Source organism: Terribacillus sp. DMT04 (assembly GCF_019056395.1).
Lineage (GTDB): Bacteria > Bacillota > Bacilli > Bacillales > Amphibacillaceae > Terribacillus > Terribacillus aidingensis_A.
The window spans coordinates 3,210,661-3,233,908 of record NZ_CP077639.1 but is presented as its reverse complement, the minus strand read 5'-3'; the positions used below and the strand labels follow the sequence as shown (position 1 = coordinate 3,233,908).

Annotated in this window: 26 protein-coding genes; 13 read left to right on the top strand and 13 right to left on the bottom strand. The window is 39.4% G+C overall.

Annotated elements, in window-relative coordinates; translation table 11 throughout:
* Nucleotides 1-362: 362 nt before the first annotated feature.
* The 6 genes from KS242_RS16570 to KS242_RS16545 form a co-directional block, all read right to left on the bottom strand.
* Nucleotides 363-1,277: an ABC transporter permease subunit gene (locus KS242_RS16570; protein ID WP_217322345.1), complete on the bottom strand. Its 915-nt coding sequence runs from the start codon at nt 1,275-1,277 to the stop codon at nt 363-365.
* Nucleotides 1,274-2,137, bottom strand: coding sequence for an ABC transporter permease subunit (locus KS242_RS16565; protein ID WP_217322344.1), 864 nt, complete (start codon nt 2,135-2,137; stop codon nt 1,274-1,276). Before KS242_RS16565 ends, KS242_RS16570 begins: the two co-directional genes overlap by 4 nt.
* A gap of 290 nt (nt 2,138-2,427) precedes the next feature.
* Nucleotides 2,428-3,246, bottom strand: coding sequence for an undecaprenyl-diphosphate phosphatase (locus KS242_RS16560; protein ID WP_217322343.1), 819 nt, complete (start codon nt 3,244-3,246; stop codon nt 2,428-2,430).
* Between the two features lie 182 nt (nt 3,247-3,428).
* A complete protein-coding gene (locus KS242_RS16555; RefSeq protein WP_217322342.1) occupies nt 3,429-4,175 on the bottom strand; it encodes an SDR family NAD(P)-dependent oxidoreductase in 747 nt (248 codons plus the stop codon).
* A gap of 99 nt (nt 4,176-4,274) precedes the next feature.
* Complete coding sequence (locus KS242_RS16550) at nt 4,275-5,960, bottom strand: alpha-glucosidase (RefSeq protein WP_217322341.1); 1,686 nt, start codon at nt 5,958-5,960, stop codon at nt 4,275-4,277.
* A gap of 241 nt (nt 5,961-6,201) precedes the next feature.
* Entirely contained in the window at nt 6,202-6,411 is a 210-nt protein-coding gene (locus KS242_RS16545; RefSeq protein WP_217322340.1) for a TRADD-N-associated membrane domain-containing protein, read from the bottom strand.
* Between the two features lie 234 nt (nt 6,412-6,645).
* Between KS242_RS16545 and KS242_RS16540 the strand changes: the two genes are divergently transcribed.
* Nucleotides 6,646-7,032 carry a tetratricopeptide repeat protein gene (locus KS242_RS16540; protein ID WP_371747566.1) on the top strand — a complete coding sequence of 129 codons (387 nt, stop codon included), beginning with the start codon at nt 6,646-6,648 and terminating at the stop codon, nt 7,030-7,032.
* Between the two features lie 140 nt (nt 7,033-7,172).
* Here the strand turns inward: KS242_RS16540 and KS242_RS16535 are convergent, their stop codons facing one another.
* Complete coding sequence (locus KS242_RS16535) at nt 7,173-7,910, bottom strand: SDR family NAD(P)-dependent oxidoreductase (protein WP_217322339.1); 738 nt, start codon at nt 7,908-7,910, stop codon at nt 7,173-7,175.
* Nucleotides 7,911-8,057: 147 nt separating this feature from the next.
* Between KS242_RS16535 and KS242_RS16530 the strand changes: the two genes are divergently transcribed.
* Together KS242_RS16530 and KS242_RS16525 are read left to right on the top strand one after the other, a co-directional pair.
* Nucleotides 8,058-8,660, top strand: coding sequence for a TetR/AcrR family transcriptional regulator (locus KS242_RS16530; RefSeq protein ID WP_217322338.1), 603 nt, complete (start codon nt 8,058-8,060; stop codon nt 8,658-8,660).
* Nucleotides 8,661-8,725: 65 nt separating this feature from the next.
* On the top strand, nt 8,726-9,151 hold the full coding sequence (locus KS242_RS16525) for a MaoC family dehydratase (RefSeq protein WP_217322337.1): 426 nt from the start codon (nt 8,726-8,728) through the stop codon (nt 9,149-9,151).
* A 48-nt stretch (nt 9,152-9,199) separates the two neighbouring features.
* Here the strand turns inward: KS242_RS16525 and KS242_RS16520 are convergent, their stop codons facing one another.
* Both KS242_RS16520 and KS242_RS16515 read right to left on the bottom strand, forming a co-directional pair.
* Nucleotides 9,200-9,760 (bottom strand): GNAT family N-acetyltransferase, encoded by a 561-nt coding sequence (locus KS242_RS16520; RefSeq protein ID WP_217322336.1) that lies wholly within the window; start codon nt 9,758-9,760, stop codon nt 9,200-9,202.
* 91 nt (nt 9,761-9,851) lie between these two features.
* Complete coding sequence (locus tag KS242_RS16515; RefSeq protein ID WP_217322335.1) at nt 9,852-10,916, bottom strand: response regulator aspartate phosphatase; 1,065 nt, start codon at nt 10,914-10,916, stop codon at nt 9,852-9,854.
* Nucleotides 10,917-11,061: 145 nt separating this feature from the next.
* Here KS242_RS16515 and KS242_RS16510 point away from each other — a divergent pair, with 145 nt between their 5' ends.
* Together KS242_RS16510 and KS242_RS16505 are read left to right on the top strand one after the other, a co-directional pair.
* Nucleotides 11,062-11,574, top strand: coding sequence for an STAS domain-containing protein (locus KS242_RS16510; RefSeq protein ID WP_217322334.1), 513 nt, complete (start codon nt 11,062-11,064; stop codon nt 11,572-11,574).
* Between the two features lie 168 nt (nt 11,575-11,742).
* Entirely contained in the window at nt 11,743-12,168 is a 426-nt protein-coding gene (locus KS242_RS16505) for a YbaN family protein (RefSeq protein ID WP_254391751.1), read from the top strand.
* Between the two features lie 50 nt (nt 12,169-12,218).
* On the opposite strand, the gene KS242_RS16500 is transcribed toward KS242_RS16505, so the two are convergent.
* Nucleotides 12,219-12,599, bottom strand: coding sequence for a VOC family protein (locus tag KS242_RS16500; protein ID WP_217322333.1), 381 nt, complete (start codon nt 12,597-12,599; stop codon nt 12,219-12,221).
* A 544-nt stretch (nt 12,600-13,143) separates the two neighbouring features.
* On the opposite strand from KS242_RS16500, the gene KS242_RS16495 reads away from it, so the two are divergent.
* From KS242_RS16495 to KS242_RS16480, 4 genes are all read left to right on the top strand, one after another.
* On the top strand, nt 13,144-14,079 hold the full coding sequence (locus tag KS242_RS16495; RefSeq protein ID WP_217322332.1) for a ring-cleaving dioxygenase: 936 nt from the start codon (nt 13,144-13,146) through the stop codon (nt 14,077-14,079).
* Between the two features lie 181 nt (nt 14,080-14,260).
* Nucleotides 14,261-14,872, top strand: coding sequence for an NAD(P)H:quinone oxidoreductase (gene wrbA, locus KS242_RS16490; RefSeq protein WP_217324209.1), 612 nt, complete (start codon nt 14,261-14,263; stop codon nt 14,870-14,872).
* A 145-nt stretch (nt 14,873-15,017) separates the two neighbouring features.
* Nucleotides 15,018-15,191: a hypothetical protein gene (locus KS242_RS16485; RefSeq protein ID WP_217322331.1), complete on the top strand. Its 174-nt coding sequence runs from the start codon at nt 15,018-15,020 to the stop codon at nt 15,189-15,191.
* Nucleotides 15,192-15,515: 324 nt separating this feature from the next.
* On the top strand, nt 15,516-16,337 hold the full coding sequence (locus KS242_RS16480) for a DUF368 domain-containing protein (protein WP_217322330.1): 822 nt from the start codon (nt 15,516-15,518) through the stop codon (nt 16,335-16,337).
* Nucleotides 16,338-16,416: 79 nt separating this feature from the next.
* Here the strand turns inward: KS242_RS16480 and KS242_RS16475 are convergent, their stop codons facing one another.
* Nucleotides 16,417-17,781 carry a sodium-dependent transporter gene (locus tag KS242_RS16475; protein ID WP_217322329.1) on the bottom strand — a complete coding sequence of 455 codons (1,365 nt, stop codon included), beginning with the start codon at nt 17,779-17,781 and terminating at the stop codon, nt 16,417-16,419.
* A gap of 271 nt (nt 17,782-18,052) precedes the next feature.
* Between KS242_RS16475 and KS242_RS18345 the strand changes: the two genes are divergently transcribed.
* Both KS242_RS18345 and KS242_RS18340 read left to right on the top strand, forming a co-directional pair.
* Complete coding sequence (locus KS242_RS18345; RefSeq protein ID WP_371747565.1) at nt 18,053-18,490, top strand: sulfurtransferase; 438 nt, start codon at nt 18,053-18,055, stop codon at nt 18,488-18,490.
* Nucleotides 18,457-18,894, top strand: a complete 438-nt coding sequence (locus tag KS242_RS18340) for a sulfurtransferase (protein ID WP_371747564.1) — start codon at nt 18,457-18,459, stop codon at nt 18,892-18,894. Before KS242_RS18345 ends, KS242_RS18340 begins: the two co-directional genes overlap by 34 nt.
* 24 nt (nt 18,895-18,918) lie before the next feature.
* Here KS242_RS18340 and KS242_RS16465 read toward each other — a convergent pair whose 3' ends face one another.
* Entirely contained in the window at nt 18,919-19,818 is a 900-nt protein-coding gene (locus KS242_RS16465; RefSeq protein ID WP_217322328.1) for a CPBP family intramembrane glutamic endopeptidase, read from the bottom strand.
* A gap of 330 nt (nt 19,819-20,148) precedes the next feature.
* Here KS242_RS16465 and KS242_RS16460 point away from each other — a divergent pair, with 330 nt between their 5' ends.
* Nucleotides 20,149-20,703 carry a class I SAM-dependent methyltransferase gene (locus KS242_RS16460; protein WP_217322327.1) on the top strand — a complete coding sequence of 185 codons (555 nt, stop codon included), beginning with the start codon at nt 20,149-20,151 and terminating at the stop codon, nt 20,701-20,703.
* A gap of 43 nt (nt 20,704-20,746) precedes the next feature.
* On the opposite strand, the gene KS242_RS16455 is transcribed toward KS242_RS16460, so the two are convergent.
* Nucleotides 20,747-22,270, bottom strand: coding sequence for a glycine betaine uptake BCCT transporter (locus KS242_RS16455; RefSeq protein WP_217322326.1), 1,524 nt, complete (start codon nt 22,268-22,270; stop codon nt 20,747-20,749).
* Nucleotides 22,271-22,891: 621 nt separating this feature from the next.
* Here KS242_RS16455 and KS242_RS16450 point away from each other — a divergent pair.
* Nucleotides 22,892-23,083 carry a hypothetical protein gene (locus tag KS242_RS16450; RefSeq protein WP_217322325.1) on the top strand — a complete coding sequence of 64 codons (192 nt, stop codon included), beginning with the start codon at nt 22,892-22,894 and terminating at the stop codon, nt 23,081-23,083.
* Nucleotides 23,084-23,248 lie beyond the last annotated feature (165 nt).

Sequence of the window (23,248 nt, the reverse complement as noted above, 5' to 3'; positions counted from 1 at the left end):
AGCTTAATCAGACTGAGGCAAATCAACGCACGACACCTAAACTGCATCTAATGATTACAATAAAACAGGCATGTAGTTCACCTCTGAAAAGTCTTACTGCTATTTTACCTAAATAGTATATAATTCCAAAATGAAATAATAAGCCAGAGCCAAAGAAAGCAAGGTATCCCTCTATTAATAAAATCCAGTCTATGAAAGGCTGACGGAAACAAGTTAATCTCACGAAAGATGACAAGGAAGGAAACCGATACTATAGGAGACAGAACCTGGTATAATCTGCTATCGCAAATATGGTTTCCATAAGACTATTGCCATTTTATATGTTATGCAATGGGTAAACTATAGAAAGGGGTATTAACTTCTCATTGCTTTACATATTGCTGGATCCCGCGAATCATCAACTGAAATGAAATTATGGACAATACAATAGCCAGTAAAGGTACCCATAACAGCCAAGTTGCTCCGGTAAGAAAGGAATCATAATAATTTCCCATATAAGAGAACCACTCATTTGTAATAGGTGCAGGAGGGGATGGAGAAAAAGGATCGTAACTAACTTTCGTTCCGCCAAAAAAAAGCTTGAAAATACTCAAATGTCCAATAATGAGAAATGCTTGGACCAAGCAGTTGAACAAAAGCTGCAGCAGAGTTGAGAATATACCAGGAAGTACATGAACGCGAAAAAGGTGCCGTCGGGTTGCGCCGAGTGTTTTACTAACGAGAGCGTATTCTCTCATTAAAATATCTTGTACAGTATCAGCAACTAACAAGGTTGCGGGAGGTGCAAGTAAGACACCAATAACTACTATCTGAATTATGATCCGCTCAGCCAGGGAGTAATGAAAACCCTCGAAAGGTTCCCATAAAATTGGCTTTAAGATAAGATAAGCAAGCAAAGAGCCAGGGATGAAATAGAAAGCAAACAAACTATTTTTAATCAGAATCCGCAACTGATCAATTTTATAAAAGCCAAGGACAGTACCAGATACAAAAGCCATGAGTATACCAATTAGAGCAATAGCAATAACACCGCCAATTGTATACTTAGCTCCCATTAACAGTGTAGGAGCAAGATGATTACCAAAATGATCAGTGCCTAGAAAGGAAAACTCAAACGGAGCGAAAGGGGGTCCTTGCAGTTCACCAGCATCGTTGTATGCAAATGAAGTCTGTGCAATATACGAATCAAAAAGAAGGCTGTATAGTATACTGCCTAGCAGTAAGCTTGCGAGTATGAGACTACCAATAAGAAAAGAAGGAATCCAAAGAATTCTCATAGTTCTACTCCTTTCCCTAACATAAAGTAAAGTGCAATCTCCATTAGCTTCAGCAGTATGTAAATGGGGATAAATAGCAAAAAGGCACTAATGAAAAATATTGCAGGTTGGGTGTAGGAAAGCAGGAATGTTGTCAGGCCGAAATTGTTGAATAAAACTTCTACAATGAACAGATTACCTAGTAAAGTGGCAATTATAAATTTTAAATTGTAGGACAGCTGAACGAATACATTCCTTAGTAAATGCTTACGAAGAACTTCAGAATGAGATAAACCTTTCCCTTTTGCCACCTCTATGTATGGTTTTTTCCACTCAATCTCTATTAAACGGGATAACGTTTGGAATAAAAAGAGTGTAGGAACAATACTGAGTACTAGAACTGGTAAAGCGACTGCTTCTGCGTCTCCTGCTCCTGTAAAATGAAAGATTTGAATTCTGGTAAGCTGATAAGCAGCTACAACCAATAACTGTGCTGAAATAATATATACAATATCCGGGATTGAGTGCAGAGTAGAAACAAATATTTGCAAGAGTCTGTTTACACGATGAGGTATAAATAGCTGTGTATAGGAAAGAAGAAATGCAAGCCCGAGTGATAATAGGAACGATAGGAAAAATATAGTGAAGCTCGAACGGAATGCAATGAATATAAGAGGAAATAATGGGCGTTCGATATCAGAGATATTATTGCTGTAGGTTAATGACTGAGGAGTAAGAAGACTGCGGACAAACTGAATTGTTGCATCTACATTTGGCAATTGTGTTCCGGAAGAATTAATAAATAAAGGAATCATACTTATAAAAAGTATAATTAATAAGAAGATAATCAATTTTGTAAGTTCATTCACAAGCACCTTCATATACCAAATCTCCTGTTTTATTTACTTAGATAAGAGGTGTAATATACATCAAATTTTATGTTAACCAATATTAACAATATTCCGAATTATATTCAATATATTTCTATACAAGTGATATCAAGAAATTACAAGCTACAGACAGGGAAATTTTAATCGTTTCATATATCGGAGAAGAAGATGTGGATATCATTTTCAGAAGTAGCATTTCATAGCAAGTCTTTGTGGTTCTGTTTTAGCTTTGGATAGATAATAATACCGGCAAGCATATGCTTTGCCGGTATTATTACCCTCTACAATAGAAACAGCGTAATAATTGCTATCACTAAACAGTAAATAGCAAAATACACGAGCTTCCCTTTCTTCATCACATCAATGAACCACTTCAAAGCAAAGAAGCTCGCAACAAGGGAAGCGATGAACGCTAAAGCGTAAGCGATTAGCAAATCGTTTGAGAAGTCTTTCTGAAGCATATCCGGAATCTCAAGCACACTTGCTCCTAAACTTACTGGTATGTATAGCAAGAAAGAAAACATGAGCGCTGTGTCGCGCTTCATGCCGATTAGCATGGCTGTAACAACCGTAGCTCCGGAACGGCTTACACCTGGAGTCAGGGCAACTGCCTGGCCAATACCGATGAGTAAGGCTTCTTTCCACGTCATTGCATGTCTGCCTTTTGTTCCTTTCAAATTGCGAATAAAGAATAAGAAAAAAGCTGTGACCAAAAGGGCAATGCCAACAGTGAACGTGCTTTTGAGATGTTCTCCAATGAAATCATTAAAGAGTACGCCTAATAGACCTGCAGGAATGGTCCCAATTATAAGGTAGATAACCAGTTTAAAATCATCTTTCACATCTTTTGTAGATGCTTCTCGCTTACGTAGGTACTGCATGGTCGATGAAATCAACCTGATAATATCTTTTCTGTAAACAAGAATAACAGCTAATAAAGAAGCAGTGTTCACAACTACTTCAAAGCTAAGATCATCAAGGCCTAATCCGAACAGATTCTGAGCTAAAATGAGATGCCCGCTGGAACTGATAGGAATGGGTTCTGAGATACCTTGAATAAGACCTAAGATAAAATACTTTGCTAGTAAAATCCAATCCATTTTTTATATCCTCTCTGGATTATCACCAGTTTTTTGCTACTTGGATACCATATATAACTGCAGTTTAATTGTCAATGAGAGGAGAAGAGTCTAACAGCCTGCCAGGCAAGATAAAAGTAATAGAGAAATAAGAAAAAGCCTGCTTTATACACACGTGTACAAGCAGGCTTATAATAATTTAGTTATTGTGCTAAGTAACCGCCATCAATTACAAGTGTTTCGCCAGTTACGAAGTCATTTTCCGTTAAGAATACAATGGCATGTGCGATTTCTTCCGCTTTACCTAGTCTTCCGATTGGGTGTTTTGCTACAAGTGTGTCGTAGAAATCACCCAGTGCTTCTTTGTTCATCATACCAGATTCAACGAAACCTGGATTGACGGCATTAACACGAATACCTTTATCAGCATATTCCACAGCTAAAGATTTAGTTAGTGTATTGGCTGCGCCTTTGCTAGCGTTATATGCAAATGCACCAGGCTGCGCTACAAAGCCTAAGATAGAAGACGTGTTGATAATAACACCGCTGCCTGTTTTCAGCATATTTTTAATAGCGTATTTAGACGCTAAGAACATACCGTCCTGGTTCACCGCGATAACTTTGCGATAGTCTTCATAAGATAGCTCATCAGTCGGGCCCATTTCATTACCAATGCCAGCATTGTTAACCAGAATATCAACTTGACCATAATGGGAAACAGTTTTATCGATTAAGCTCTTAATTGATTCTTCATCCGCAGCATTGAACTCGATAAACAATGCATCAGCACCAGATTGTTTCAGTTTATCTGTTTCTTTTTGACCAGCTTCCGCATTGAAATCTGCAATAACTACTTTTGCACCTTTTTTTGCATATGCTTCTGCTGTTGCTAGTCCGATTCCGGATGCCGCTCCTGTTACAATTGCTACTTTACCGTCTATTGCTGTCATAAATACTACCTCCAATGTAATGGGTAATTTGTACTTCAATTCAATAATGAACTTTATTTTTAGACTTATCAAATTTTAAGACTTATAAGTAAATAATCATCATTTCCTGTACTTATACACAACTGCTTCAAAAGGTCTTAGAATATTATTATTATTATCCACATGTGGATAATTTCTAACCATACATTGCTTTTTATCCCAATCTTCCACACACTCTTTGGGGATATCGTATAAGGCCTCTTTATCGGTCATGTTTAGCAGGATAACCCATTCTTCATTACCCAATCGGCGAATGTAGCCGAATAGCTGATCATGATCATTTAGAATAATATCTAATTCACCGTAGACCATGATGGGGTTCTCTTTTCGCATTTGAATAAGCTTTCGGTAAAACTGCAATACAGAATTGGAATTATTTATACCTGCCTGAACATTAATTTCACTGTAATTTGGATTAACTGGCAGCCATGGATTTCCACTTGTAAAACCTGCGTGAGGGGAGGTATCCCATTGCATTGGTGTTCTGGCGTGATCCCGGGTTTTCTTTTTAATCCTTTTCATAATCATGGTCTTCGATGCACCTTGCTCTGTTACTTTGAGGTTATAGTAGCTGCGGGCTTCTTGTTCCTCTATGGAATCAATCGAGTCAAAGTGAGGATAATTCGTCATCCCCAACTCTTCCCCTTGAAAGATAAATGGCGTACCGCGCAAGGTGTGCAGTAAAGTAGCCAGCAGTTTTGCTGAAGTTATACGATACTTGCCATCATCTGCAAATGTAGAAACCATTCTTGGAGCATCGTGATGACTCAAATATAAGCCGAACCAGCCTTCGTTGTCACCGACGTCTTTTTGCCATTTGCGCAGTACTTCACGGAAATCGTGAACAGACCACGTTTTAGTTTTATATTTATCCTTTTCTTGATTAGCAAGCTCAGCTGCCTCACTGGATAACACCATATTTAATTCTTCTCGGTCGGGCTTCGTATAGTTAAGTACATCATGATCATGAACAGCAGAAGTTTCCCCAGCTGTAAAAAATTCAAAATCCTGTTTCAGTTCACTTATCATCTCATGCAGATAATCATGAACATAGGGACCATTTTTAAAATATTCTTCGCCTTTGGCTTGCAGCTTATCCTTATTTGAATCAGGAAATCGGCGATCTTTAGAAATAACGTTCACCGCATCAATGCGGAAACCGTCTATATCTTTTTCGAGCCAGAAACGCATAATTGCATACATTTCTCGACGTACCATAGGGTTGTCCCAATTTAAATCCGGTTGTTTGTCACTATATAAGTGTAAGTAGTACTCTTCTGTTTGCTCATTCCAAGTCCAAGCAGAGTGACCGAGATGGGAAGTCCAATTAGATGGCGGACTGCCGTCAGACTTTGCTTGCTGCCATATATAATAATCATGGTACGGGTTATCTTTGGATGTTTTAGCTTGCTGGAACCATTCGTGTTCTTGGGAGGTATGATTGGGAATAAAATCTAGAACAAGTTTGATATTACGCTGGTGAAAAGCAGTCAATACAGAATGAAAGTCGTCCATTGTTCCGTACTCGGGCTGAATTGCACGATAATCCTTTACGTCATAGCCATGGTCAATGTTAGGGGAAGCATAGATTGGCGGCAGCCAGACAGCATCAATCCCGAGATAATCGAGGTAATCTATCTTTTCTAAGATTCCTTCTAAGTCGCCAATTCCATCGCCGTTACTATCTTTAAAACTGCGCGTATATAATTCGTAAATAATGCTTTCCTTCCAATACGTTCTCTCCATTTCATCACCTATCTTTCAGTGCCTTTTGCAGGACTATTCCCTTCCTTCCGTAAAAGCATGCAAATAAAACCCGCTTTGCTAAACAGCAAAGCGGGTCAGTTTCGGATTTTCTTGAAGATAAGAATACATGCGGCTGCTGCAAGTCCTGCCGCAACATATGGGGAGATTTCCAGCTTTACTTTAATAGAAAGTTTCATTAGTTTTACCTCCAGCTAAAGTCGGTCGCATTTCTCTCAAGAGCTTATTGCTCGGATTGTTCTTTTATTGTTTCGGATTCTTTCTTTTTTACTCGGTGATATAGCAGAATGCCTGCTAAGCCATAAATGAGACCGAGTGCAGCAAAAGCAATACCTAAGTAAAATTTATCACTAGCCCAAATCATAATTCCTATTCCTGCAAGGATACAGATTGTGCCGAGGAAAATAATATAAAGGGAGTTTTTCTTTAACATAAACAGCCTCCTAAACACGGTTAAACTTATATTATTATAACAGAAAGGAGGCGTCTTTTTCGGCATTATCTAAGAATCTCTCTCGCTTTCCGATAAAATGGAAAGCAATAGAATTCGGGAGAAGCTGTACATCATGCTCAGCTTAGAATCTTGTGACCGCAATGGACCTACCCATCATCTTGTAATGTGCAAAGCGCATTCGAGCAATACTAACGAAGGAGGAGAGAGCAGGCTATGAAGGAGATTTCAGAGGCAATCGCACAACGGGAAGCGGGTAATCTTACAGAAGCTAATAAGCAATTGGTCAAACTAGCAGCTGCTAATCCAGATCATGCGGAGACACATTATCAATGTGCGTGGAGTTTTGATGTGCTGGGACAGGAAAGAGCTGCAGTTCCTTATTATAAACGGGCAATTGCGCTAGGGTTACCAGATGAGCAAGCAGAAGGAGCCTACCTTGGCTTAGGAAGTACATACCGAACACTAGGAGAATATGAGGAGGCGAAGAAAACGTTGTGGAATGCCATAACGTTATTTCCGGAAAATAAAGCACTTCAGGTTTTTATGCCATGGTGCAGTATGATCGCAAGCAGTACGGAGAAGCTATCCAGATTCTCCTGAATTTGCTGGCGAAAACAAGTTCAGATGAAGAAATTCGAACATATCAAAAGGCAATTCGTTTTTATGCAGACAACCTAGATACTGTTTGGTGATAAAAAGAAAGCTCATCTCCACTTTAGGAGATGAGCTGCATTCATGTGTTATTGAGCTGTATAACCACCATCAACAATTAAGCTGTTGCCGGTCATATAAGAAGAATCATCAGAAGCTAGGAATAAAACAGCTTTGGCCATTTCTTCCGCTTTTCCAAGACGCTTCATTGGTGTCATTGTCGAAAGTGTTACTTTATCATCTTCTGGGATGATTGGCGTATCAATAAAGCCTGGGCATAGCGCGTTGATACGGATGTTTTTCTCTGCATATTCCAATGCAAGCGAGCGAGTCAGGTTCACAACACCGCCTTTAGCTGCGTTGTAAGCCGCGGAACCAGGTGAGCCAACCCATCCATACATAGAAGCGGTATTTACGATTGTGCCGCTGCCATTCACAAGCATGCTGCGAAGTGCTTCGCGCGCTACAAGGAAGACACCGTCCAAGTCTACATTTACTGTGTTACGCCATTCCGCATAATCTAAATCATGGGTTGGATGGACACGGCCAATTCCGGCATTATTGAAGACGATATCAACCTTGCCGAATGTCTCTGCTGCTTGCTTGAACAAAGCTGTTACTTCTTCTTCTTTTGTGATATTAGTCTTAATAAAGATTGCTTCGGCGTTATTCGCCTTTAGCTCTGCTTCGACTTCTTTTCCTTTTTCCTCGTTCAAGTCAACAAGGACAAGCTTTGCGCCTTCTGATGCGAAAAGGCGAGCCGTAGCGGCACCAATTCCAGATGCTCCCCCTGTGATTAGTGCTACTTTGTTTTGTAATTTCCCCATTGTTAATTCCCCCAGTATAATTGAATTAAATCGGTTACAATTAAATTGTAATACTTTGCTTAAATATCTCAATCAGTAGCTGAACGGCATATGTCTGCTTATTAGACAGATTAATCAATATTGTTGGACGAATGGAGGACTTTCTTAATGGAACATGTACAAGATTCGACATCCAAGCGGCGTAATCGGACAAAAAAGCATTTTCACGAAGCTTTAATCAAGCTAATTAAGAAAAAAGGATATCAGGCGGTAACGGTAAAGGATATTGTCGAAGAAGCAGCCTATAACCGAAGTACGTTTTATTTTCACTATCAAGATAAGATCGATTTGGCGGAAGATATTCTCGACAAGATGTTTACTGGATTAGAGAAGTCAGCAGGCATGAATTACACGCCAGGCAAAAAGACATATACAAAAGCATTGGATGTGCCATCTTTCGCACTTATCGCGTATATTTATGAACACAAGGAATTTTTCGAGTTAGTCAAATATGATGATACACTTCCAAGCATGCATACACGGTTTCCTAACGCGATTCTTAGCATTTACGAAAAGCAATTTGAGTTCATGACTATCAATGACATGCATGTGAATATGTCATACTTTAAAGTGTATACGGCTTATGGATTTTACGGACTTGTGCGCAACTTAATTGCGAAGGACTTTCAAATTTCAGAAGAACAATTTACTAAAGACGTAATTGAATTATCACAAACACATATCCAGTCATTTAAATACATTGGAGAATAGTGCTTGCTGACCTTGCGCCTTTTCGATAAAGTAAATAAGCAGAACTAGCAAACAGAGGTGTGAAGATGAGATTTAGCGAATTTGAAGTAGGTCAGCGTTATGAAACAAAATCAATCAAGTTATCGAAAGATGCGATTATAGAATTTGCGAAGGTTTATGATCCGCAATATATGCATATAGATGAAGAGAAAGCGAAGCAAGGACGTTTTGGCGACCTTATTGCGTCTGGTATGCAGACGATGAGTGTTTCTTTTAAGTTGTGGGTAGAAGAAGGAATCTATGGAGAAGATGTTGTGGCAGGTACCGGCATGAACAATATCCAATTCATTAAGCCGGTTTATCCGGATGATGAACTGCACGTCGTAGTGGAAGTGATTGAGATCCAGCCCAAACGACGCGGCAACGGAATTGTGACGATCCAGCTTAACACATACAATCAAAATGACGTAAAAGTATTCCAAGCGGAACTGAGTGCTCTAATAGATAATTAAGGAAAAGGGAGGTATCAATAGCGATACCTCCTTTTTTATGGTACTAAATTACCTTGCTTTTAGATCATCAGATGAGTTCGTGGCAGCAGAAGAAGAGCGGAACTCGTTTTGCAGCAGGCTGAAGAGGATGACATCTTGAAATGTTCCTTCCCATTTGCGCCCTTGACGGATAATACCTTCTTGGTAGAAGCCAGCTTGTTGCACGAGTCGTTGGGAAGGGATATTATCTGTATTAACCTTTACTTCAAGCCGATTCAGCTGAATCCTGTCAAAGCCGATATGCAGCAGCTCCTGAAGTGCAGCTGTCATAAAGCCTTGACGCCAAAAGGCGCTGCCAAGTTCGAATTCAATCTCCGCTGATTCATGTAAAAAGTTCAAGCGCTTAAATCCGCACGTGCCCATAATTGCTTTTGTTTCTTGATTCCGGATTGTGTATCGGCTTGCGTGCTTCGTTTCTTCCAGCCGCTTAATCCTTGCTTTTGTTTCTGTCATTGTTTGCAAGGTTTGATACCGTGTCCATTTTGTTACTTCTCGGTCTGACCAAATTGGCAGTAACGCTTCCGCATCCTCAAGTGCAATAGGCTTTAAGAAAACGAACTTGTGAGACATATGCTCCTCCTTGTCAGGATAATTTCTGCGGCCTCTTGTTGTCGTTTTATTATATCGAAAATTAGTAGGAAAGACGAAGACAAGCTATCTGCTAGCACTGTAAGGAAAGCTTGTAATAATACACAGCCAATTCGTCTTGGTCAGTCTCATTAAAGTGTGCTGCTAACTCACTTGCATATGTCCGGACGTTATACTTGTCGCCTGTTGCTTTAAAAAATTCAATGCCTTCCATCCAAACCGATTCAAAATTAGCAGGATCTGCATGCTTTTTATGCAGCATAGCAAACTCCCATTTGTATATATCGTCGTTTTGCTCCATGCTTAACTGAAAACCTTCTTGATAAGCTTCAAATGCCAGCTCCTGCTGACCAGTCTTCCAGCATGAATCAGCTAGAAGATACAAAGTCTTCAAATAGCCAGGAAATGTGCGATCTCTTCTAGCTGCTGACAAATAAGGAATCGCAGCAAGCGGCATTTCCTGTTCTGTATAGAGGTAGCCGATATTATGCTGGATGAGTGTCACAAGGGAATTCTCTCGAGCAACGTCAGTATGGGCAAGCGCATCATTTAGTGCTTGCTCAGCCTGCGGGAAATCTTTTTGTTCAATAAAATTTAAACCGCGCATTAATTCACTGCGGGCTAACAGGTAGCGGTAATCGGGGTATTTCTCAAATACTTTTACGGCGTACTCTGTATGGTAAACAGACAGAGAGCTAATGTCCAAATAATAATATACGGCTGCTTTTCGGAAATGAAAATCTCCGTGCTCCACTTCATCATCGATAGAAACTAGATATTCCTCTGCTTTCTCGTAAGCTGCTAATGCACAGGTATAAGACCTTTCTGCGAAGAGGCGCATTCCTTCCGCTAAATGATAATAATAATGAAGAGCGGGAACAAAGGCATGCTGATACTTGGCGGCCTCTTCGTGAAATTCGCCGCTCTTATCCAAGTCTGAGATAAGCAAGTGGAATCGGCAAGAAAGCAGTAAATACACGATGTATAGCGTCTCTTGCTGTTTCAATTCCTCTTTTCGCTGTTTTAATTCAAGATACAAATCCATTGCAGCTTGCTGCTGTCCGAGCCGAATTTGCATATACCAATCTTCTAAAGCTGTCGTCACGTCTTGATTTAATACGAGCAAACTCCTGTCCATACGCGTCCCCTTTGTAATAGTCTGTCGTTATATATTACCATTTCCGCCGATTTTTGTAGAAGAAGAAGCATCAGATCGAGAATAATTATAATGGATATTCTCTAATGTCGATAGAGCGTGTATAATACATATAGCAATTCTGGCAATGAAAATTTTAACTAAGGTGATGAGTAAGATAGCTACTATAGAACAACTGCAGCAGGAGATAGAGCAGCTTAAGACAAAAGTGGCAAAGTACGAAACAATTATTAAAGAGCTAGCCGCACCTATGATACCCTCGATTGTTCCGAATACGATGCTGGTACCGCTGACTGGAACATTTACGGTGGAGCGGTTCATTCATATACAAAATACAATCGTTAACAGCGTTGTGAAGACGGATACAGACACGGTTGTGATTGATCTGACAGGCATCAATTATCTGGATATTGATGCAACTGGTTATCAGGAGCTAAGTACCAATATTAAGAACCTAACGGATGCGCTAAAGTTAATGGGAATAGATACGATTTTTGTCGGATTCTCAGCCAAATTAGTTCAGAAACTGGTACTGTCCAACTCCGGTTTCCAAGGTTTTGAGTCTTATGCGAACTTCCGGCTTGGATTAAGAAGTCTTTTGAAGAAAAAAGGCTTGGAGATAAAAGAGAGAGAGGAATAGTTACGGAATGAGTTTTCACACACGTGGAAACTCTTTTTCTATCCTTTTCCATCAATATGGCAGAATTCCAACAGTTTAAGATTATCGTGGAAAACGGAGGGCGAACGTGTTACTTCCAATCTGTATCATTTGTTATAATGCGAGTAAATACAAGAAAATGAATAAAGGGTGATTATCATAAAAAAGCTGAAGAGCATCCTGTTTTTCCTGTTGGGAACCATTGCTTTAGGCTTTGGTATAGCGGGAATCGTACTCCCCGTATTGCCAGGGGGACCATTTCTATTAATCGCTTCTTTCTGTTATGCGAAAAGTTCTAAACGAATCGAAGCTTGGTTTCAAAGCACCACTTTTTATAAAAAGTACGTGCTTGCTTTAAAAGAAAACAGAGGTATGACCTTAAAAGAAAAGATCCGTATCAATATTATTGCGGATGCGTTTATTTTGTTTTCGGTATTTTATATAGATATTTTACTAGTGAAGATTGTTTTAATCGTACTTGGTCTCATTAAGCATTATTATTTCATAAAGAAAATTAAAACAATCACCCCTGAACAAGCGCAAGAACAAGCACAAGAACTGAAAAACCAAGCATAGTTCAGTATAGATAGAGAGAAAGGTCGTTTCCTGTGCGGATACGGCCTTTCTTATTGCTTGTTTCCAATGGCAATCCATCTTTCATCGATATCCTCAAAGACAAACAGTTTATTGCCGTATTCCGTCACAATTAATGGCTGTACAATGGCAACACCCTTCTCAACCAGTTCCTGCTGCATCGCAGCTTGTTGATCTGTGATGAAATAAGCATCATACCCATACCCATACTGCTTTCGATTCGGAAAAATCCGTTTTAAAGCAGACTGTGTCAGCATCAGTTCAATTTGATCGCGATAGAGCCATATATGGGGTTCCGAGCCTCCTAAAAAAGCTACAGCACGAAAACCAAGTTTCTCATAATAAGCAGCTGTTGCCTGCATATTCGGACAAGGAAAAATCGGCATTGAATGAGAAAAAGATGGCTGCTTCATCGTAATGTACCTTTCGTGGGAAGATAATCAGGCAGTACGATAAGGCTATATTGGTAGTGGAGTATGGTCTTCATTGTGGTTTCCCCCTTGTTTTCTCTAATACTGCCTGAAGCGTCGTTTTTCCTTCTTGTGAATGAAAAAACGACGAGGATAGGGATCTTCTATGTTCCTACCTTTTGCAGGCGTCATAGTTAAGTAAGAAGAGAAAATAAACCCTTTGCTAACTCAAAGTGTACAGCGTAGAAGGAGGGTGCAGTTGAAAGTCATTTCTATCTTACATCGTTTTGAGGGCTTGGAGTTTATTAACGTTGTGGCTGATCGCTCAATCTTATCTTGAATTGAAGTGTACCAGTCTATATTCTGATAAGAAGCTGTTGACATGACAATTTGTTATGGTATATAATTATCTCGAATTAGAGATAATTGAAAGGCAAAGCAGGATTATATTTTTTTTAGACGAATACCTCGAATTAGAGATAAAATAGAAATTCTATATTTTTTGAATATATATCTCTAATTCGAGATAATTAAAGGAGTGTACATTATGACCAAACAAACGCAAGGTATTCACCATATTACAGCTATTGTCGGGCATCCGCAGGAGAACGCTGATTTTTATGCTGGTGTGTTAGGACTTCGTCTCGTTAAGAAAACGGTGAATTTCGATGATCCAGGTACTTACCATCTTTACTTTGGTGATGAAAAAGGAAAACCAGGCACAATCATTACGTTCTTTCCTTGGCCCAATGCTTATCAAGGCAAGATAGGTGACGGACAGGTTGGTGTCACTTCTTATGCAGTTCCAATTGGGGCTTTGACTTTCTGGGAACATCGTCTCGAAAAATTTGATATTGCTTATACGAAGACGGAACGATTTGGCGAAACATACTTGCAGTTTGATGATGTACACGGACTGCATATAGAGATTGTTGAAAGAGAAGCTGGCGAACTAAACACCTGGACATTTGGTGATGTGACTGCTGATGTTGCCATTAAAGGTTTTGGTGGCGCAACACTTTATTCCAGAAGACCAGGAAACACAGGAGAGCTCCTCGAAAACATGGGATTAGAGAAGGTTGGCGAGGAAGGCGGCTATGTTCGCTATCGTGCAGTTGGTGAGATTGGAAATATCATTGATATTAAACAGACAACAAGCGGTCGCAGCTCAATGGGGGTAGGCACCGTTCATCATATTGCATGGCGTGCAAACGATGATCAAGATCAGCTGAGCTGGAGTGATTATGTGACGAAGTTGGGGTATGGTGTGACACCGGTACAGGACCGAAACTACTTCAATGCTATTTATTTCCGTGAGCATGGGGAAATTTTATTTGAGATTGCAACAGATCCACCAGGTTTCGCGATTGATGAAGAGCAGCATGCAATGGGCGAGAAACTAATGCTGCCGCCGCAATATGAGCAGAACCGCGAGAAAATAGAAAATCATGTGGTGCCGTTTAAAGTGAGAGAACTAGATTAAAGTTACAGAAGGAAAACACCTGTATATCTCGAATTAAAGATAAGGATTCCGATAAAAACTGTTGAAGTATTTTACAGAGGTGGTTTTTATCGCGTGTTGAGCGGGTGGATTGGCAGAAGGAGTGAACGTATAAATGGGATTTCTAAATAGATTATTCGGAAAAACAAAGGAGAATGAAACAATGGAAAACGTAAAAGTAGCAGTCGTATATTACAGCATGGGCGGTACTAACTATCAGATGGCAAAATGGGCAGCAGAGGCAGCGAAAGAAGCAGGTGCAGAAGCAAAAGTACTACAAGTACAAGAACTAGCGCCGCAATCTGTAATTGATGGCAATCCAGCTTGGAAAGCACAAGTAGAAGCAACACAAGATGTACCTGTCGCTTCATCGGCTGATATTGAATGGGCAGATGCCATCATTTTCAGCGTGCCAACGCGCTTCGGTAACATGCCATCCCAAATGAAGCAATTCCTTGATCTGCAAGGCGGCCTATGGGCAACAGGCAAAACTGTAAACAAAGTAGTCAGCGCCATGACATCCGCTCAAAACCCGCACGGCGGACAAGAAGCAACGCTACTATCTCTCTACACATCCATGATGCATTGGGGTGCTATCATCGCAACACCAGGCTACACAGATCCAGTTTTATTCGCAGCCGGCGGTAACCCATACGGCACTAGTGTAACAGTAGGTCAGGACGGTAAAATGATCGAAGACGTAGAAGCTGCCGTGAAACACCAAGCAAAACGCACAGTTTCTGTTGCGGAATGGGTTAAAAAAGGGAATCAGTAAGACATAGTATAAGGTTTACAACCCTGCGTTTAAGAGCGCAGGGTTTTTCATTATGTCCACAAGACATCCTTGCAAAGACGAACGCTTCTCCCTATAAAATGTGCGTGCTATACTAGATGAGTTGAATGGAGTACCCGGAGTTGAGGTGAGCTTTCTGAGTAAAATAAGACTTCTCATTGCAGCTGTCTTGTCTATTGCATTGGCAGTATTGTTCTTTATTAATGACAGAAATGTATTTGGTTATGCAATGTGTATCGTTGCTGTAGCAGTTACAATTGAATACATCAGACAACTTAAAAAGCAGCATGCATCAAAGTAGGGATTCCGCTAGCGGGTCCCTTTCTTTGTATCAGAAAGGAATTCATTTCTTCCTGCTTTAAAATAACATCATGGAGCGACTGTTATATAGCAGCTAAAGAATAAGACATAATAGAGTACGATAATATCCTCTATGGAATCTATCAAAATTAGCATCATCAGGTAGATGGAAAGATGTTGAACCAGTATACTAGAAAATAGGCGGGTTCAGGTGATCGATGAGCAGTCTTATAAAATTTAAGATGAATTTCGCTAGTTCTTACCGAAGTTTTTGTCAGTTTTAGTAAGAGATACATATATTTTTGTCAAAAAGGAGAAGAAGAACTTGTTTCAATGGCGTAATATATTTAAAGGCATGGCAATGGGAGTCAGTGATCTTATTCCGGGCGTAAGCGGGGGAACCATTGCGTTATTGCTTGGGATTTATCAGCAGTTTATCGCATCTATTAACGGTATATTTTCAAAGCGGTGGAAGCAGAGCTTGCTGTTTTTAATCCCAATAGGAATTGGCATTGTGCTTGCGCTTTTGCTGGTGAGCCGTTTAGTAGAATGGCTGATTGAGGCGTATCCTCAGCCAACGTTCATTTTCTTCCTGGGGCTTATTATCGGGATTATCCCTACGTTGCTGAAGGAGATTGATTATAAGAAGTCCTTTACACCGGTCCATTATATCTTGCTTTTACTTGGAGCGGTTTTGGTTGCCAGTACTGCTTTTGTAAAAGATGATAACATGGCTGCAGTGATCAATCATCTTAGTCAAAGTGATTACATATTGTTATTTTTTGCTGGATGGCTGGCGAGTTCTGCCATGATTCTGCCTGGAATCAGTGGTTCGTTTGTGTTGCTGCTGTTGGGCGTTTATCCAACCGTGATCAATGCGGTTTCCAATCTTAATTTCGCGGTTATTCTAACAGTTGGAGCCGGTGTTTTAATTGGTGTGCTCATTACAAGTAAGCTGATTACCATCCTGCTAGCTAAGTTTAAAGCAGGGACTTATGCGGTTATGATTGGCTTTATTGTTGGATCTATCGTTATCATTTATCCAGGTTTGCCAGGCAATGCAATGTTAATCATTGTGAGCATCATTGCATTTATAATTGGTGTGATTAGTGCCTATCTATTAAGTGGAATAGACGTAAAGAAATAATAAGCAAAACAGCCGGCATTTCCGTAAGAGGAAGAGCCGGCTGTTTTGTTTTTGTTTGGGCGTCCAGCTAGAATACTTGTTAATTAAACAAGCCAAGTATCTTATCTAGAAATCCTAATACATCTAAAAAGACAATAATAATTGCAATTGGTGTCACGTATTTCAGGAGATAATACCAAACATTGAAGAACATTTTACCACTCTTAGAACCGAGGGAAATCTCCTCATACAGTGCAATTTTTGATATTTTCAGCGGAACAAAAATTGAAATCAGCAATGCACCTAAAGGCATTAATACATTACTAACTGTAAAATCGAACAGATCAAATATCGTTTTGTCGAACACCAAAACATCTGACAATACACCATACGACAGACAAGATGGGATACCGAGTACGAAGATTAGCAGTCCAAGCGTCCAAGCGCGTTTTTTGCGTTTTGTTTTGTCGCGTTTTGTAGTAGCTGCCACGAATATTTCCAGCATAGAAAAGGCGGAAGTTAATGCTGCAAATAAGAACAATAGTAAAAAGATGATAAAGAAAATCACACCGAACTGCATCTGACTAAATACAGCAGGTAATACCGCGAATATTAGTACAGGTCCAGCGTCTGGCTCCATTCCAAATGAAAATACCCCAGGGAAAATAGCCAATCCAGCCAATAACGCAACCAAAATATTAATGACAATAATAGAGATGGCTGAGAACGGCAGGTTCTGCGTTTTCGGCAAGTAAGACGCGTACGTTACCATTACCGATACACCTAATGATAAGGTGAAAAACGCCTGGCCAAGTGCCAATAGAATGGATTCAGATGTTAGTTTTGTGAAATCAGGAACGAGTAAAAACTCAATTCCTTCAATGGATTGATCTAAAGTGACAGAGCGGATAACTAATATAAGAAATAAGATAAAAAGTGCAGGTATCATAATCTTACTAGCTTTTTCTATGCCCTTTTGTACACCCTTCGCTACAACAACAATCGCCATTAACATGAAGACAAGCTGTGCTAGGAGCGTCGACCAAGGTTTGGCGATCAATTCACCAAACAAAGCACCATACTGATCCTGAGATAGACCGTTTAATCCACCACGTATTGCTTCAAACAAATAGATAATAATCCAGCCGCCAACTACACTATAAAAGGATAACAGGATAAAACACGTTACAATTCCTAACTTTCCGATTAAGCTCCAAGAAGAGTTGGGGGCAAACTTTTTATAAGCTGTGACAGCATCGCTTTGGGCTCTGCGGCCAACAACAAATTCCCCTAATAATAGCGGGGCTCCTAATAATACTGTAAAAAATAAAAAGATCAGAAAGAAAGCACCGCCCCCTCCTGTTCCGGCGATATATGGAAACTTCCAAATAGCACCTAAGCCAATAGCAGACCCAGCTGCTGCAAAAATAAAACCAAGTTTAGACTTCCATTGTTCTTGGGACATACATGACTCCTTTCTGAATGTGTAATTCAGGCATAATAAAGATATTAACATATACAGCAAAGGAATAGTTTGATTTTTTAAATATTTAGTTAATTTATAGGTGAGGATCTGATTTTATTTTACATACCTAGTATAAAAAGGGTGATTGTGTGGCAGCAAACAGTTTTCAGAAACAATAGGGAAAAACGTTATACTGCTAAGAGAAAAGGATATTTTGTTACAGTAAGAGAACTATGTATTGAATAATCTTATCTATTGGGAGTTGGTGGCATTGAGTTACAAAGTTAACAAGGAATGGCTTTATGAACAGTTACATAATCCGCAAGTTAGAATCGTAGACTGTCGATTTGAATTAAGTGAGCCTGATAAAGGAGAAAACCTTTATAATGAAAGCCATATCCCTGGCTCTGTCTATTTTGATTTAGACAAGCAGTTATCGGGTTCTGTAGAAAAGCATGGCGGCCGGCACCCGCTTCCTGATATGAAACATTTTCAAGCTGCTATCGAAAAAGCCGGAATTGATAACACAACGACAGTCATAGCTTATGACGACAATGGTGGTCAGTTTGCAGCTCGCTTTTGGTGGCTGCTGATGTACGCAGGGCATGAAAGAGTGTATATACTGGACGGAGGTTTAAAAGCTGGACTGGAGCTGGGTACAGCACGACCAAGGAAGTGCCTGAATATCAACCAGCATTGTTTGAAGTGACGATTCAAGACGACATGTTAGCTTCTTATGAGGAAGTAAAAGAGATTGTAAATCAAAAGACGAAATCTGCAGTATTAATTGATGCAAGAGACGAGCGACGCTACTTAGGCGAAGTCGAACCTATTGATAAAATAGCCGGACATATACCAGGTGCGATTAATAAATTCTGGGCAGACGGGTTAGAGCAAGGTTCATTTAAGGACCAGGAAGCACAGAGAAAACGATTTGCCGAGCTGAATCCAGCTAATCCTGTCATCGTGTATTGCGGATCGGGTGTAACAGCTGCGCCTAACTATATTGCTTTAAAGATGGCCGGATTTGAAAATGTAAAACTGTATGCAGGTAGTTATAGTGATTGGGTGTCTTATGAGCAAAACCCGGTGGCAAAAGGGAAAGAGTCTTAAGATTAAATGGAAGAGGAACATAACTTAAGCGGATTGTTCTTCTTCCTCATTTAAACGTCTATGCTTCTTTCTTTTTACTGTTATAAGGTAGAAAGCAACTAGCACGATAGCTGACGATATTGTACTAATATAAGGAGACTGTTCTGAAACGATAAATAGAGACGGAATATCTCCTACTACGCTGTTATCACTTACAATAAACAATACAAGAAATACGTTATTAGCAGCATGAGCTCCAATAGATAATTCCGCAGAATTACTTTTGACTGCAATATACGTGAACATAAAGCCAATGAATACATAATGGAAGCCTACAACTATAGCTCCTCTATTCATCTCTGGATTTACAAAATGCAGAGAACCGAATATTAAGCCTACTATGATAGACAATAAGATAGGGTTTCTCAACCATTTTCCTGCCCACTGCAAGATAAATCCCCTAAACATCAACTCCTCACAAGTAGTTTGGATTGGCACGAGTAAGACTGCAACCAATACCAGCCACATATAGTTTAAGAAATCGAACGGATGTAATGAATACGATTGTGGAAAGATGATAAATTCCACGATACTCTCCACTGCCATAAGGCCGAAGAAAACTAGAAATCCATAAAGTATCTTCTTCCAATTGATTTTTGAATATGGTGTAATCAGGGTTCTTAATGATCTTTTATGGATGACAGCAATGCTGAACCATATACCTAATACCCAAGCAAACATTGGTATATGAGATAAAGCAAGATCTGCTATTGGTCTTCCTAAGATTAATTCGGGTGTATCTAATGCAGCTGGGTCTATTAGAGATAATGCAAGTGCATAGAAGAAACCGCTTATTAGAATAAAAAATATAATGGTTAGGAGAGATAGTAAATAGCGCCAAAAACTATTCTTTCCTTGTTCAATACTTGTAAATGATTTTTTCATCACAATGTTCCTTTCATATTATTAGGATTATTACTTGTAAGACTAATAATCTTTACAGCGACTTCTTTAATTACATATGCTCATTCTCCAAATCAGGGAGCATTCGGTTTAAATTCTACCTTTTATTTCCACTTTGTACAAATAGATCTTCCAATGCAACATCTACCTGCTGATTTCAGCTACAAAGGAAATGTAGAATCTTTTCTTATTGCAATCAAGATAAGCATGAATAAATAACAGTTATGGTAAAGCATGCTTGTTTACAAAATGTGCTCGACATATTATAGTTATTAAAGATTTATTATATCTATAATTAAAGGGGCTAATTAGATGAATCTTAAATTACAGAAAAAAATCACCACAGTAGATAGTATTGAGAGATTGCCGGCAGAAGAAATGTTCGAGTTATTGTCTATGAAGGAAGGTGATAACGTATTAGACCTTGGAGCTGGTACAGGTTATGTTTCGCTGGCCATTGCAAAGCGAGTTAATACGGTACATGCATTCGATATGGATCAAGACATACTTGCCTACTTGGATACACAGGCAAAGGAAAGGGGCATATCGAACATTAACACAGTTGAAGGAGATTTCCGCAAGATACCATTAGATGACAAGCTGATAAATATCACGATTGCCTCGATTTCTTTGCATGAAGTGCAGCCCCTTTCAACGGCTCTAAAGGAAATCAACAGAGTTCTGGATGATAAGGGCTTGCTTTTGTGTATTGATTTTGAGGAGACAGCGTCTACATCAGGACGCAGAGTGTCATCGAAAGATATGGCAGCAGAGATGCAGAATGCGGGCTTTACAATCGTTGATACAATCTTCCCCACAACCAAAATCATGAATCAGTCTATATACATGATTCTTGCTCAAAAATAACCAAAAAGCCTTGTGCCAATCATATTGGCACAAGGCTTCTATTTTACTTCGTTGCTTTCGGTTTTGGTCTTCTAATTTGACCGATTCCTAATTCTTTCGCTTCTTTATTTAATGATTTAAGTAAACTGATTACCATGAAGCCCATTATCACCGAGAACGGGAGGGCTACGATAATCATCGTGTTTTGCAGGGCCTGCAATCCACCTGAATAAAGCAAAGCAAGTGCCGTAATGGCTAGGAACACACCCCATATTACTTTGATTTGGGTACTTGGGTTTTGAGAACCGTTTGTTGTCATCATACCCAAAACAAATGTACCGGAGTCAGCAGAAGTAACAAAGAACGTTACGATAATTAGAATAGCTAGAATAGATAGCGCCATGCTTAATGGAAATCCTTCTAGTACACCGAATAGCGATTGCTCATTTGATAGTGACGAAATAGAGACCATTCCTGCTAATTCAGCTTTGATTGCCGCACCACCCATAGTAGTGAACCATAAGAAACTAATGAGAGATGGAACAATTAGAACATACGTAACAAACTCACGGATGGTTCTTCCTTTTGATACACGAGCGATAAAGATACCAACAAATGGGGACCAAGCAATCCACCAAGACCAATAGAAAATTGTCCAGCCGTTGATCCAGCTGCGGGATTCTTCACTTAATGGTGCGATACGTAAGCTCATATTAACGAATTGCTGTATGTAACCGCCTAACGTATCAATAAACAAGTTAAGTGTAAATATCGTTGAGCCGAAGAAGAATACCATGATGAATAGCAGAGCAGTAAGCCCCATATTCAGGTTACTCAAGATTTTAATTCCTTTGCTCAAACCAGTTAAAGCGGAGATCATAAATAAAATGGTAACAATAACTACAATAATCGTTTGCGTCGTCATATTACTTGGAACGTCGAACAAATAAGACAGTCCGCCATTTATTTGCGCTGCACCAAACCCTAATGTAGTTGCAACCCCAATTACAGTCGAAATAACTGCTATCGTATCAATTACTTTACCGAGTGGCCCATCTACATGCTTACCAAGTAATGGACGCAAGGTTTTACTGATTAAGGCACGCTCACCTTTTCTAAATGTAAAATAACCCAGTACTAAAGCAACAGTACCGTAGATTGCCCATGCATGAATTCCCCAGTGGAAGAATGTAAAACGCATAGCATCTTTAATACCTTGATCAGTTCCAAGCTCCCCTGTAGGTGAACTAATTGCATAGTGACTGATCGGTTCAGCCGTTCCGTAGAAAATTAAACCAATTCCCACACCAGCGCTAAATAGCATGGCAAGCCACGTTGGCTTAGAGAATTCAGGCTTATCATCTGGTTTACCAAGTTTGATACGTCCAACTGGACTTACTAATAAATAGAAACATACTAATACAAACACAGCTACTATACCTAAGTAATACCAGCCAAAGGTATCCGTAATAAAAGCTTGTGTGTTCGTTGTGGCACTCTCTAGCGTATCAGGAATGGTGACTCCCATAATAACAAGAGCTGCCACAATCGCTATTGATGCATAAAACACTGCTGAGGCATTCTTCATATGTTATGTATAACTCCTATCGTTGTATTTTTCGTGGTTTATTACTTTAGTGGAGAACATGTAGAAATGAAAAACCAGTAAAATAAATTGTACAGAAGCAATTATTATCATCCATACATACTCTTTTTAAAACTAACAAATAATCAGAAGTGATAACAAATTTTTTAACTCTAGCCCCGCTAAGCTACAGATAAAAAATCTGGTAAGAGGTATGTATACTAAGATAATGGGACTTTTTGGGGTACTTATATAGCTTAACAAAGAGAAAACTATAAAGCACATGCGATATACACGATTTATTTGAGTTCTAGAGCCGTTAATCAGTATTAGAGTAATCTGACCGTCTTAATACTCCATAATGCTCTAGATTATGGACTATATGACGCGCAAGTCCACCTTATTTCACGAAATAAGCAGCTAATAGACATATTATTACCGTCAAGAGCAGCAATGATACAGTGGTCAGACTAACTAAAAATTACTTTTTATGGTTACGAAGGAGGGTGATAATAAATTTTGGTTTTCCTTTTCTTCTTTCTTGAGAAATCGCTAAGACTTGAGCGAATATTCTGATTTGGGATATACTTGGTTGCAGCAGAGAGATGTTTGAGGAGGATCTTGTTGAAAACATATACAGTTCTATTTATTTTTATTTTACTCATGCATACGATGACGCTAGTAAATGTAACGCTGTTCGACGGAGAATGGAATGGTATTGTAATATGGGCTTCAAGTATTCTGTTTCTGGCGGCGGTATTTTTTCATGCTGCGGAATACCAGGCACATAGAAAACACAAAAAGAAGAATCAATAGTGATACGGTAGTAGTTCAGAAATCAGATACTATAGCAGTAATTTTTATTTTCACTGATGTTGGACTGGTTAATTCTTTGAATAGGTAGGAGAGGCACTCTTTATAGGGGTACCTCTCTTTTTTTTGTCGTATCAGCAGGGGGAATTTGTCTTGAAAGTTCAATAA